This window comes from Streptomyces sp. NPDC054834, from assembly GCF_053611185.1.
In genome coordinates this window covers 536,158-548,218 of record NZ_JBSGZV010000001.1, presented here as the reverse complement: position 1 = coordinate 548,218, position 12,061 = coordinate 536,158, and the positions used below count along the sequence as shown (strand labels likewise).

Genomic DNA, 12,061 nt, shown 5'->3' with positions numbered 1-12,061 from the left:
TGAAGCCTGGACGCCAGTTCAGGTGGAGTCGTCGTTGAAATACCAGTCTGGTCGTGCTGGATGTCTAACCTGGGTCCGTGATCCGGATCAGGGACAGTGTCTGATGGGTAGTTTAACTGGGGCGGTTGCCTCCTAAAGAGTAACGGAGGCGCCCAAAGGTTCCCTCAGCCTGGTTGGCAATCAGGTGTTGAGTGTAAGTGCACAAGGGAGCTTGACTGTGAGACCGACGGGTCGAGCAGGGACGAAAGTCGGGACTAGTGATCCGGCGGTGGCTTGTGGAAGCGCCGTCGCTCAACGGATAAAAGGTACCCCGGGGATAACAGGCTGATCTTCCCCAAGAGTCCATATCGACGGGATGGTTTGGCACCTCGATGTCGGCTCGTCGCATCCTGGGGCTGGAGTCGGTCCCAAGGGTTGGGCTGTTCGCCCATTAAAGCGGTACGCGAGCTGGGTTTAGAACGTCGTGAGACAGTTCGGTCCCTATCCGCTGTGCGCGTAGGAGTCTTGAGAAGGGCTGTCCCTAGTACGAGAGGACCGGGACGGACGAACCTCTGGTGTGCCAGTTGTCCTGCCAAGGGCATGGCTGGTTGGCTACGTTCGGGAGGGATAACCGCTGAAAGCATCTAAGCGGGAAGCCTGCTTCGAGATGAGGACTCCCACCCACTTGATGGGGTAAGGCTCCCAGTAGACGACTGGGTTGATAGGCCGGATCTGGAAGCCAGGTAACTGGTGGAGGTGACCGGTACTAATAGGCCGAGGGCTTGTCCTCAGTTGCTCGCGTCCACTGTGTTGGTTCTGAAACCACGAACAGCCCCGCCATGACATATGGCGGTTCGGTTGTCTGTTTCATAGTGTTTCGGTGGTCATAGCGTGAGGGAAACGCCCGGTTACATTCCGAACCCGGAAGCTAAGCCTCACAGCGCCGATGGTACTGCAGGGGGGACCCTGTGGGAGAGTAGGACACCGCCGAACAAATATTGAGAAAACCCCCGCACCTCACGGTGCGGGGGTTTTCTGCTTTTCCGGTGTTTTAGAAGGCCACATCCGCCGTGTCGACGATCCCGCCCTCGCGGCCGGGCGCGCTGTGCCACTTCCAGTAGAGGTTGGTGTGGGCGATCACCTGCTCCGGGGCGGGAGCGCCGTACTCGGTGTTGTCCTCCGTGGTGTGGGCATCGGCGACCAGCGTGGCGTCGTACCCACGGACGAGGGCGCCGTGCAGTGTCGAGCGGATGCAGACGTCGGTCTGGGCGCCGGTGACGACGAGCCGGCCTATTTTGCGCTCGGCCAGGAATGCCTCGAGTTCGGTGTTCTCGAAGGAGTCCGCCCAGGACTTGTGGACGAGAGGCTCGGTGTCGCGGCGGGCCAGCTCCGCGACGTACTCCCAGCTGTCGCTACCGCGTTCGAGGTGTTCGTCGGAGTGCTGCACCCAGATCACCGGCACGTCCTCCGCGCGTGCCTTGTCGACCAGGGTGTTGATGTTGGCTATGACGGCGTCGCGGCGGGGCGCACCCGCCACCACGCCGTTCTGTACGTCGATGACGAGGAGAGCTGTGTTGGGCCGACCGAGCAGGGTCGTCATGGGGTCTCCCTGGGTTCGCGTGTGCCTATAGGCACGGATCATGCACGGCAAAAACAGTAGGACCTGCCACTGACATCAGTACTACGGTGGCTGGCATGACCACCATGACCAGCGGTGACTATGTGATCCGGGCGATTCGTGCCGACGAGTGGCCTGCCGCCAAGGCGCTGCGACTGCTCGCGCTCCAGGACCCGGTCGCGCACCTCGCCTTCCTGGAGACGTACGAGGAAGCCCTGGAGAAGCCCGATACCTTTTGGAAGGAGCGGGTCGAGCGAGCCGCGGAAGGCGCGACCTCGGCGCAGCAGATCATCGCTGACGGGCCGAACGGGGAGTGGGTCGGGTCCTTGACGGTGCTGGTCGAGGAGGCGGGCACGAAGGACTGGGCCGGTTTGTCCGTCGAGCGGAGGCAAGGGCACATAGTCGGGGTGTTCGTGCGGCCCGACTACCGGGGGATCGGTCTGACCGAGGTGCTCTTCGACGCCGGCCTGGAATGGGCGTGGGCGCAGGGCACCGAGCGAGTGCGGCTCATGGTGCACGAGGACAACGGGCGTGCGCAGCGCTTCTACCGCAGGGCCGGGTTCGTACCGAGCGGGGTCACCGTGCCGTTCGTGAAGGACGAGGCGCAGTTGGAGCTGGAGTTCGTGCTCGACCGGGACTCACGGGACTCACGCGACTGACGCTCACACCGGGAGCTCGTCGTGCGGCCAGCGGCTGCGGGCCTGTTCGCGGGAGCGGAGGAGGGCCAGGGTCGGCAGGCCGCGGTCCGCTCCCGTGGACAGCAGGTCCGGGAGCTGGGGTAGCGGGGCCACGGCCGCGATGTCGTCCAGGACCAGGGTCAGTGGTGGGTCGAGCCGACCGGAGGATGACCGTTCGGCCATGCGCCGGCCGCGCTCGACCACGCTGGAGACGAGGGCCGTCAGGAGCGGCATCGCGCCGGGGCTGGTCCTGGGGTCCTCGATGGATTCACCGACCACATAAAGCGTGCCCCCTTCGTCGACGAAGGAATCCAAGGCGACGGCATCAGTTCGGTTTGGAGTGCACGCTTCGCGGATGTTGACCGTGGAGAGCGCGGACAGGGCACGGCTCGTCAGCTCGTGGGCCATGTCCCGGCGCTCGGGATGCGAGGTGAGCGCGGCTTCCAGTTCGCCCGCGGCGCCGGGGGCCGCCTTGGGGTTGGTGCGCAGGGCGCGGACCGCGTCCTGGATCTGTGTGCCCTGGGCCCAGCGGTGGACGTGGCGGATGCTGCGGCTGTCGAGGGCGGCGGCGTGTAGGTAGCTGCGGAGGAGTGTCTCGGCGGTGTCGCTGACCGCTTGGTCCAGACGGGCGGTCGGCTTCACCGGAGCGAGCAGGGCGGCTGCCCGCCGCACCGCCGTCTGCTTGTCACCGCAGCCCGTGGCAGGGGACCAGTGCAGTCGGGCCGGCGTGTCGCAGAGGTGGGTGGGGTCGTAGAGGAGGACCGGGCCCAGTTTGGCTCTCGCGTCCTTGGTCTCCTGCCAGAGGCCGGCGCTGGACGTGACCACGACGAGGGGGCCGGCCGCGTCGCGGATGGCTTGGATTGCCGTGGCCTGGCGGGCTGTGGGTGCGCCGTACAGCACCGCGCCCTCGCCGCGGTTCGTTTCCCAGCCACCCACGCCTTCCCCGTCTGCGACGGAGGCGGGGGCGGGGGCGGAGGGGGGCGATTCCACGGGCTCCGGCTCACTGCGAGGCGCGGGCACCTCGGGCTGCGGCTCGGGCGCCCAAGCATGGGCCGGTGCCTGTGCCGGTGCCTGTGCCGGCACCTCTGCCGGCGCCGGGGAAGCCGAGCGCGTCGCCGCCGCGGCCCCCGCCCCGTTCTCGAATCTCCGCCGGGCCCGCCCCGCCCGCCACCGCGCGACCGTCCCGATCACGAACACGGTCAGTACGAACAGCACCATCAGCTGCCCTATGAACAGCCCCCAGAACAGTCCGTACCCCGACAGCTGTGCCGCCGGGGTGTCCGGCCAGGCGCCCGTCATGTCGTGCGGATGGCCGATGAGGTGGCGCATGGCCACGGGGGTGCCCGTGAAGGTGACGCCGGACGGCCAGGCGCCGCCTGCGAACCAGCCCGCGAGGCCCGTCGCCGACCACACCAGGAGGGTCATGCCGAGCAGGAAGGCGAGGATGCCGATCAGCAGGCCGTCCGGGATGCCGCCCTGGCCGTCCCGTCGTCCCCGCCCGTCGTCGTATCGCCCGTGGTCGCGGTCGTCGGGTCTCACGCCGCCTCCCCTACGCCACCGTAGACTCCGACGACCCGTCCAGGTCGCCGATGTGCTGTTCCACGAAGGCCGCCGCCCGCTGCTCCGCCTCCAGTTCGGCGGCGCGCAGGGCGTCGTCGGCCGCCAGGTCGAAGGAGGACTCGGTCATCGCGCGGTCGGTGAAGACCAGCGGGCGTTCCGTCTCCGTCACGAGGTGCTTGACCACCTGGACGTTGCCGTTGACGTCCCAGACGGCGATGCCGGGGGTGAGGGTGGGGATGATCTCCACCGCCCATCTGGGCAGCCCCAGCACCCGGCCCGTGGCCCGCGCCTCGTCGGCCTTCTGGGCGTAGATCGTCCGCGTCGACGCCATCTTCAGGATCGCCGCGGCCTCCTTCGCCGCCGCTCCGTCCACCACGTCGGAAAGATGGTGGACGACCGCGACGAAGGACAGGCCGAGCCGTCGGCCGAACTTCAGCAGCCGCTGGAACAGCTGGGCCACGAAGGGGCTGTTGATGATGTGCCAGGCCTCCTCGACCAGGAAGATGCGCTTCTTCCGGTCGGGGCGGATCCAGGTGTGCTCCAGCCACACGCCGACGATCGCCATCAGGATGGGCATCGCGATGGAGTTGCGGTCGATGTGGGAGAGGTCGAAGACGATCAGCGGGGCGTCCAGGTCGATGCCGACCGTGGTCGGGCCGTCGAACATGCCGCGCAGGTCACCGTCGACGAGCCGGTCGAGGACCAGCGCCACGTCCAGGCCCCAGGCCCGGACGTCGTCTATGGCGACGTTCATCGCCTCGGCGGACTCCGGCTCCGGGTGCCGTAGCTGCTCGACGATGTCGGTGAGCACGGGCTGGCGCTCGACGATCGTCTCGTTGACGTAGGCGTGCGCCACCTTCAGCGCGAAGCCGGCGCGCTCGTCGAGGCCGTGTCCCATCGCGACCTCGATGATGGTCCGCAGCAGTGCCAGCTGACCCGTGGTCGTGATCGCGGGATCCAGTGGATTCAGGCGGATCCCGTGGTCCAGGGCCGCCGTCGGGTCCAGCCGGATGGGGGTTATCCCCAGCTCCTCCGCGATGAGGTTCCATTCGCCGACGCCGTCCTCGCCCTGCGCGTCCAGGACGACGACCTGGCGGTCGCGGAAGCGCAGCTGGCGCAGGACGTACGTCTTCTCCAGCGCCGACTTGCCGTTGCCGGACTCGCCGAGGACCAGCCAGTGCGGGGCGGGGAGCTGCTGGCCGTACAGCTGGAACGGGTCGTAGATGTAGCCCTTCCCGGAGTACACCTCGCGGCCGATGATGACGCCGGAGTCGCCGAGGCCGGGGGCGGCGGTCGGCAGGTAGACGGCCTGGGCCTGGCCCGTGGAGGTGCGCACCGGCATCCGGGTCGACTCGATCTTCCCGAACAGGAAGGACGTGAAGGCGTCCGTGATGGCGGACAGCGGGTCCCGCATCAGCGCATCAACTCCTACCTTCGGATTCCGGTGGCGAACGGGAGCGTGTTCACGAACGCGCGGTGGTGCTCGCGGTCGCACCATTCGAGCTTCAGGTACGACTTTCCGGCCGACGCCCTTATCGTGCGCTTGTCGCGGGCCAGCGCCTCAGGGGTGCGCGAGGAGACGGTGATGTAGCCGACCAGATTCACTCCGGCGGCGCCACTGGCGAGGTCCTCGCCGCGCTGGTCGAGGCGGCTGTGGGCGGCCACGTCACGCGGGTCGACGGTCCGGTTCATCTTGGCGGCGCGGGAGGCCTCGGCCTCGTCGTTGGTCTTCTCCGTCAGCATGCGCTCGATGGCGATCTCGGTGGGCTCGAGGTCCATCGTCACGGCGACGGTCCGGATGACGTCCGGGGTGTGGACGAGGAGCGGCGCGAGGAAGTTCACGCCGACGGGCGTCATCGGCCACTCCTTGACCCACGCCGTGGCATGGCACCAGGGCGCGCGGGTGGCGGACTCCCGGGTCTTGGCCTGGAGGTAGGTGGGCTCCATGGCGTCCAGCTCGGCCGGCCAGGCGTTGCGCCTGGTCATCGCCTGGATGTGGTCGATCGGGTGGTCGGGGTCGTACATGGAGTGGACGAGGGAGGCGAGACGCCCCTGCCCCAGGGGCTGGCGCACCCTGATGTCGGCCTCCTGGAGCCGCGAGCAGATGTCGGTGAGCTCACGCGCCATGACGACGGCGAGCCCAGCGTCCCGGTCCAGCTTCCGCCCGCCCTGCGGCCGGGCCGCCCGGGCCATGGCCTGCGCCTCGGCGGCCAGCTCGCGCGTGTAGTGCATGCAGGCGACGAGGTAGGCGCGGTGCTGCTCGCTGCTGGTGGACACCATCGACTGCAACTGGTCGTACGACTGCCTGAGCCATCCCGGCGTCCGGTCGTCCCCGCGCTGGGCGACGTCCTTGGCGTGGGCGTCGGGGTCGGCGGGCAGGGTGCGGGCGAGCATCTGAAGGCGGGTGACGAACCCGTCGCCGTTCGCCACGTGCTTCAGCAGGGTGCCGAACCGGTCGACCAGGGCCTCCTGGTCCTCGGAGTCGCGCAGGCCGACGCCGGGGCCCTCGATCTCGATGGCCGCGGTGACGGTCTTGCGGTCGGCGTGCAGCAGTACGGCGATCTCGTCCGGCCCGAAGGGCGCGGCCAGCCAGGTGATCCGGCCGATGCCGGGCGGCGGCCCGATCTCGACCTCGCGGCCGTCCATGCGTGTACCGGCCTCCATGACGCCGGAGCGGTAGACGGCGCCCCGCTTGACGGTGCGCTTGAAGCTGCGGTTGATCTCGAACCACTTGTAGAAGGTGCGGCGCTTGTACGGCACGTACACCGCCGCCAGCGCCAGCATCGGGAAGCCCGTCAGCAGCACGATCCGCAGGGACAGGACCGGGACGAGGAGACCGCACATCATGCCGAGGAACGCGCCCGCGACGATCAGCGCGATCTCGCCGGACTCGCGGTTCCGGCCGATGATCCCGTTCGGCCGGGCGCGGCCGATCAGATACGTACGGCGGGGCGTGACCGGATGGGACATGTGGGACTCGGTCGTCAACGCCCTTCACCTCCCGAGCGGTTGCTGTTGCGGGTGTTGCTGGCGTGCGGGGTGTTGGCCGGGCTGGGAGCGCGCGGCGCGGGCGCGGCGGAGGGGACGGCTCCGCCGCCGCCCCCGTTCGGGGAACGTGTGCTGTGCGCGGCGACTCCGCCGGAGGCCGGGTTGGCCGGGCGGGCGGACGGCTGGCCGCCGCCTCCGTTGTTGTCGGCGCGGGAGCTGTGCGTCTTGATGCCCTGCGCGACCAGGGTCGCCGGGGAGCTGATGACCGCGGCGGCCTTGCCCTCGGCGCCCTGCATGATGCGGTTGTTGCGGCCGCTCGCGATCTCGTCGCCGAAGCCGGGGACGAAGCGGTAGATCATCGCGCTCGCGAAGATGGCGAGCAGGATGATGGCGAGGCCCGACACGACGGCCGAGAAGGCGTCCGGGCCGTTGTCCCCGGACAGCGCCCCGGCCAGGCCCAGCACTATGACGATGACGGGCTTGACCAGGATGACGGCGATCATGATCCCGGCCCAGCGGCGGACGTGCCCCCACAGGTTCTTGTCCACCAGGCCCGCGTAGACGACGGTGCCGAGGAGGGCGCCGACGTAGAGCAGGGCGGCGCGGATCACGAGCTCCAGCCAGAGGATGCCGGCCGCGAGAATGCTGACCAGGGACACCACGATCAGCATGATCGGCCCGCCGCCGATGTCGTTGCCCTTTTTCAACGCGCCGGAGAAGGTGCCGAAGAACGTGTCGGTCTGGTCGCCGGTGGCCTTCGCCAGTACGTCCGTGACTCCGTCGGTGGCGGATACGACCGTGTACAGGATCAGCGGCGTGAACGCGGAGGCCAGGACCGTCAGCCAGAGGAACCCGACGGCTTCCGACAGCGCGGTGGTCATGGGGACGCCGCGTACGGCTCGCTTGGCCACGGCCAGCAGCCACAGCAGCAGCGTGAGGATCGTCGACGCCGCGAAGACGACCGCGTACTGCTTCAGGAACTTCTCGTTCGTGAAGTCGACGTTCGCCGTCTCCTTCACCGCGTCACCGAGCTTGTCGATGGTCCACGACGCGGCGTCCGCGCAGCCCTTGGCCAGGGAGGCGAGGGGGTCGAGGGTGTCGGAGAGGGGGTCGTTGCTGGTTACGCCGGATTTGCCGCCGGAGCCGCTGCTGCCTTTTTCGCAGTACTTCTTGGCGGGCCCAGCGATCAGTGAGCAGGGGTCGTCGCTCTTCGACGGTGTCGGTTTGGGTGCGGCGAAGGCGCGCGTGGCAAGCAGCACGGCGGATGCTTGGATGGCAGCCACGAGGCCGGTGAGCTTTAGCGCGCGGTGCTGGCTACCGAGCATAGGTGAACCCTCCGAACTCCTGGACCGCCTTGCTGATCTCATCGGCGCCGGACACGGGGTTGTCCCCGGTGACGGGCGTCGGGCCGGTCTTCTGGGTGGACTCGAGGACCTTCCAGTCGCCGCCGCTCCAGGCCAGCTTCATGGTCACGGTGAACCAGTTGCTGGTCACGGGGTTGGTCGAGTTGTCGCCGGCGAGCCCGAAGAGGCCGTTGCACCAGACCTCGACGGTGGCCGCGTCAGTGCTGAAGTCGGTGGTCTTGGTGCCTGTCGGCAACGTTCGGTTGACGAACGTGCTGCCCGCAGGGGCGCTGCCGTCGTCGTTTAGGCCGATCTTCTTCAGGAAAGCCGCCGAGTAGTCGGCGTCGAAGCCGGACTGCAGTCGGGTAGCGGTGCTGGGGGCGGCGATGGTCTGCACGATCTCGTGGCGCCTTGTGGCGTTGAACATCCCGTCGGAGCCCAGCACGGTCGCGTAATTGGCGGCCGCGCTCTCCGCCCCCTGCTGATCCCGCGAGAACCCCGTAGGAATCCCCCCGGCCTTCGAAGTGACCGGCTTCGTGCCGCTCGCCGCAGTCGCCGCCGTCTTCGGCTTGTTGGCGGAGCCGGAGCCTCCGCCGGACGAGGAGTCATCGCCCCGGTTCGCGAAGGCGATCGCCGCGATGAGGAGGACGACGACGCCGACCACCGTGACCAGGCCCCGGGAGGATGACCGGCCGCCTCGGCGGGCCCCGCCGTAGGGGTCGCCGCCGCGTTCGGGCAGCCGGGTTCTGGTCTCGCCCGCGCCGCCGTAACCCTGCTCGTCTCCGAGACTCATGCCGCGTACGCCCCCTTGACCTCGTACCGGAACGCGTAGATGTACGACGGTAGCCGTGCTGGCTCCCGCGCGGGCGCGGTGTGGTGACTCGACATCAGGGAAACGCAACCTCAGCCGGTGGGCACGACGGGCGGGTGGGGTGGTGGGGACCGGGCGTGCCCGGAGGACTGGAGGAGTGGGGGGACCGCTACACGGCCATGCCGTACACGATGGTGAACAGCGTGCCCAGTGAGCCGATGATGAAGACACCCGTCAGGCCGGCGATGATGAGGCCTTTGCCCTGTTCGGCGCTGAAGGTGTCCCGGAGGGCTGTCGCGCCGATGCGCTGTTTGGCCGCACCCCAGACGGCGATGCCGAGGCAGAGCAGGATGGCGACGGCCATCACCACCTCGATCATCACCTTCGCTTCGTTGCCCAGGCTGCCGAAGGGCCCCCAGTCCGGAGCGATTCCGCCGATAATGGTGTTGATGTCTCCCTTGTCGGCCGCAAAGAGCATGTAAGTCACCGCCCCTGGTGGGTAGTTCCGCAGTCCCCCTGCGGTGTGCAGAGGTCAGGCCTCATTGTCGCCGACAATGTCGCCGCCGTATGTCGACTTGGCGTCATTGAATGGCGGGTTTCGTACGAATGGACCGTACGGTCACTCTGTGTATCACGGCAGGTCACGCCGGGCAATGAGGCCTGAGCGGAACCTGTCGTGTGGTTCCGTCGTTGTGCTCCTCTATGACCCGGCACGTTTTCTGACGGCTGGTCGGGTGAGGTGCCGTCACGATGGTCTCACGAGGAAGGGGCCCCGGCGGTTGCCGAGGCCCCTTCGGTTGCCGGTTCGGTGCTCAGCCGGTGAAGGCCGAGATCCCCTCCGGGGTGCCCCAGCCGGTCGGGCCGTCGTAGCCCGACTGGGCGGTGCACAGATAGGTGGTGGAGCAGGAGCCGTTGTTGCCGCTGGTGACGTCGTTCAGCGCGGAGGTGCCCGCCGCGGCGTAGGGGAAGGAGGCCGGGTAGCTGCTGCTGGACGGGGTGCCGGCCAGGGCGTAGACGCCGGCGATGATGGGGGCGGAGGCGCTGGTGCCGCCGAAGGTGTACCAGCCGGAGGTGATGCCGTAGGAGTCGTAGACCGAGACGCCGGTGGCCGGGTCGGCGACGGCCGCCACGTCCGAGATGGTGCGCTTGGTGCAGCCGGTGTCGGTCTGCCAGCTCGGCTTGGTGTCGTAGGAGGAGCAGCCGGAGCCGGTGCCCTCGCTGCTGCTGGTCTTCCACACGGTCTCGGTCCAGCCCCGGGTGGTGGAGGAGGCCTCGGAGAGGGCGGTGCCGCCGACGGCCGTCACGTACTTGGACGCGGCCGGGTATTCGGCGCCGTAGCCGCTGTCGCCGGCGCTGACGGTGATGGCGACGCCCGGGTGGTTGAAGTAGGAGGAGTCGTACGACGTGTCCGAGGACGATTCGGAGCCGCCGTAGCTGTTCGAGACGTACTTCGCGCCCAGGGTGACCGCTCGGTTCACCGCCGTACCCAGGTTGGCCATGGTCGCGGAGGTGGCCTCCACCAGGAGGATGTTGCAGTTCGGGCAGGAGGCGGACGCCATGTCGAGGTCGAGGGAGATCTCCTCGGCCCAGCCCGTGTTCGCGGAGGGGAGGGAGGTCGTCGAGCCCGTCTGGCTGACCTTCTTGAAGCAGCCGTTGGCCGTCGTGCAGGCGCTCAGACCGTAGTACGAGCGGTACTTCGCGAGGTCGGCCTCGGCGTTCGGGTCGTCGTAGGCGTCGACGATCGCGATGGTCTCGCCGGAGCCGTTGGAGGCGGCGGCGGAGGTGAGGCCGTAGGCCGACTGGAGGTCGGAGGGGCCGTAGCCGGAGGGGGTCGAGGCGTCGGCGGTCTTGGGGGTGACGCCGTCCGCCTTGGCCTGCGCCTTCTGGAAGGCGGTGGTGCCACCGGTGACGCGGAGTGCCTTGCAGGCCATCTGGCCCTTGGCGGGGGTGGAGCAGGCGTTCGTCCAGGTGACCTTCGACGAGGCGCTGGTGGCGGTGTCGGCATGGGCGGCGGTGCCGAAACCGGCGAGGACGAGGGTCGCGGTGGCGGCGACGGCGGAGCCGACGCTGCGCCGGCGGCCGGGCCGGGCCGGTCTCTTCGTGGGGGTCGTACGCATCGTGCAGCCTCCTGATGCTCCGAGTGGGGTTGGAACAGGCGGTGCGTGCGGGTCATGCGTGCGGGTGGTCGGCGAAGACGATCCCTTGTTGAGTACGCGACAACAAGACTCTTCTGGAATCCTGACTTCCGCCTTACCGAACCGGGTCTTCGCCTTGACCCAACTCACAGGTGAGGCACGGGAATCGGCCGGTTACCGGCAAGAGACCGGCAAGGGACCGGCAAGGTCACGGCAAGGTTCAGGCAGGGAAGAACGGGTCACGGCCGGCTGCCGTGACCCGTCCCCTTTGCGTGCCGCCGAGAGGACCCCACGTCCCCCTCACTGTGGCGGCTCCCCGTGACCCGACGGGGAGGTCAAGCCCTGCTCACCCGGTGAAGGCGTCCGTGCCCTCCGGGGTGCCCCAGCTGGTCGGGCCGTCGTAACCGGACTTGGCGGTGCACAGATAGGTGGTGGAGCAGGAGCCGTTGTTGCCGCTGGTGACGTCGTTCAGCGCGGAGGTGCCCGCCGCGGCGTAGGGGAAGGAGGCCGGGTAGTCGCCGCTGCCCGGGGTGCCCGCGAGGGCGTAGACGCCGGCGATGATCGGGGTGGAGGCGCTGGTGCCGCCGAAGGTGTACCAGCCGGCGGTGATGCCGTAGGAGTCGTAGACCGAGACGCCGGTCGCGGGGTCGGCGACGGCCGAGACGTCGGCGATGGTGCGCTTGCTGCACCCCGTGGGAAGTGCCGCGGTGGCGGCGCCGGCAGCGCCGGCTCGGCGCCATCTTCCGCGTATGTGGGGGGAGTCGGGGGTGGTCGTGCGCAACGTACAGCCTCCTGGGAAGGGTGGACAGAGGCCTGCGGGTGGGGGGCCACCGGTGCGCTCACCGGTGGGGGCGGCGGCCCGCGACGACGATGACTTGTTGGGTACGCGACAACAAGGCGGGCGGCGGAATCCTGACTACCGCGTTACTGAAACGGGCGCCCGGCTTACT

At 68.8% G+C, this 12,061-nt stretch carries 9 protein-coding genes, 2 rRNA genes and 1 pseudogene; 3 read left to right on the top strand and 9 right to left on the bottom strand.

Annotated features, from left to right (window positions below):
* Positions 1-769 (top strand): 23S ribosomal RNA (locus ACWGJM_RS02645); the annotation flags it as partial.
* 86 nt (positions 770-855) lie between these two features.
* Positions 856-972: ribosomal RNA gene (gene rrf / locus ACWGJM_RS02640) — 5S ribosomal RNA — on the top strand.
* 58 nt (positions 973-1,030) lie between these two features.
* Here rrf and ACWGJM_RS02635 read toward each other — a convergent pair.
* The gene (locus ACWGJM_RS02635) at positions 1,031-1,579 is read right to left on the bottom strand and encodes a cysteine hydrolase family protein (RefSeq protein ID WP_453409822.1); all 549 of its coding nucleotides are present in this window, start codon (positions 1,577-1,579) and stop codon (positions 1,031-1,033) included.
* A 95-nt stretch (positions 1,580-1,674) separates the two neighbouring features.
* On the opposite strand from ACWGJM_RS02635, the gene ACWGJM_RS02630 reads away from it, so the two are divergent.
* The gene (locus tag ACWGJM_RS02630; protein WP_453409821.1) at positions 1,675-2,256 is read left to right on the top strand and encodes a GNAT family N-acetyltransferase; all 582 of its coding nucleotides are present in this window, start codon (positions 1,675-1,677) and stop codon (positions 2,254-2,256) included.
* 3 nt (positions 2,257-2,259) lie between these two features.
* Here the strand turns inward: ACWGJM_RS02630 and ACWGJM_RS02625 are convergent, their stop codons facing one another.
* From ACWGJM_RS02625 to ACWGJM_RS02590, 8 genes and pseudogenes are all read right to left on the bottom strand, one after another.
* Complete coding sequence (locus ACWGJM_RS02625) at positions 2,260-3,813, bottom strand: type IV secretory system conjugative DNA transfer family protein (protein ID WP_453409820.1); 1,554 nt, start codon at positions 3,811-3,813, stop codon at positions 2,260-2,262.
* A 10-nt stretch (positions 3,814-3,823) separates the two neighbouring features.
* Positions 3,824-5,248 carry an ATP-binding protein gene (locus tag ACWGJM_RS02620; protein WP_453409819.1) on the bottom strand — a complete coding sequence of 475 codons (1,425 nt, stop codon included), beginning with the start codon at positions 5,246-5,248 and terminating at the stop codon, positions 3,824-3,826.
* A gap of 14 nt (positions 5,249-5,262) precedes the next feature.
* Positions 5,263-6,804 (bottom strand): SCO6880 family protein, encoded by a 1,542-nt coding sequence (locus ACWGJM_RS02615; RefSeq protein WP_453409844.1) that lies wholly within the window; start codon positions 6,802-6,804, stop codon positions 5,263-5,265.
* Between the two features lie 14 nt (positions 6,805-6,818).
* Complete coding sequence (locus tag ACWGJM_RS02610) at positions 6,819-8,147, bottom strand: hypothetical protein (RefSeq protein WP_453409818.1); 1,329 nt, start codon at positions 8,145-8,147, stop codon at positions 6,819-6,821.
* Complete coding sequence (locus tag ACWGJM_RS02605) at positions 8,137-8,958, bottom strand: hypothetical protein (protein WP_453409817.1); 822 nt, start codon at positions 8,956-8,958, stop codon at positions 8,137-8,139. The genes ACWGJM_RS02610 and ACWGJM_RS02605 overlap by 11 nt, the downstream gene beginning before the upstream one ends.
* A 187-nt stretch (positions 8,959-9,145) precedes the next feature.
* Positions 9,146-9,454 carry a hypothetical protein gene (locus ACWGJM_RS02600; protein WP_014673544.1) on the bottom strand — a complete coding sequence of 103 codons (309 nt, stop codon included), beginning with the start codon at positions 9,452-9,454 and terminating at the stop codon, positions 9,146-9,148.
* A gap of 334 nt (positions 9,455-9,788) precedes the next feature.
* Positions 9,789-11,093, bottom strand: coding sequence for a S53 family peptidase (locus ACWGJM_RS02595; protein WP_453409816.1), 1,305 nt, complete (start codon positions 11,091-11,093; stop codon positions 9,789-9,791).
* A 364-nt stretch (positions 11,094-11,457) separates the two neighbouring features.
* Positions 11,458-11,808: pseudogene (locus ACWGJM_RS02590) on the bottom strand (peptidase S8); the annotation flags it as partial.
* Positions 11,809-12,061: the final 253 nt, after the last annotated feature.

What these genes read in the sequence shown, in the direction of transcription:
- ACWGJM_RS02635 (WP_453409822.1), bottom strand. Translation starts at nt 1,579, where the DNA reads ATGACGACCCTGCTCGGTCGGCCCAACACAGCTCTCCTCGTCATCGAC.
- ACWGJM_RS02630 (WP_453409821.1), top strand. Translation starts at nt 1,675, where the DNA reads ATGACCACCATGACCAGCGGTGACTATGTGATCCGGGCGATTCGTGCC.
- ACWGJM_RS02620 (WP_453409819.1), bottom strand. Translation starts at nt 5,248, where the DNA reads ATGCGGGACCCGCTGTCCGCCATCACGGACGCCTTCACGTCCTTCCTG.
- ACWGJM_RS02615 (WP_453409844.1), bottom strand. Translation starts at nt 6,804, where the DNA reads ATGTCCCATCCGGTCACGCCCCGCCGTACGTATCTGATCGGCCGCGCC.
- ACWGJM_RS02610 (WP_453409818.1), bottom strand. Translation starts at nt 8,147, where the DNA reads ATGCTCGGTAGCCAGCACCGCGCGCTAAAGCTCACCGGCCTCGTGGCT.
- ACWGJM_RS02605 (WP_453409817.1), bottom strand. Translation starts at nt 8,958, where the DNA reads ATGAGTCTCGGAGACGAGCAGGGTTACGGCGGCGCGGGCGAGACCAGA.
- ACWGJM_RS02600 (WP_014673544.1), bottom strand. Translation starts at nt 9,454, where the DNA reads ATGCTCTTTGCGGCCGACAAGGGAGACATCAACACCATTATCGGCGGA.
- ACWGJM_RS02595 (WP_453409816.1), bottom strand. Translation starts at nt 11,093, where the DNA reads ATGCGTACGACCCCCACGAAGAGACCGGCCCGGCCCGGCCGCCGGCGC.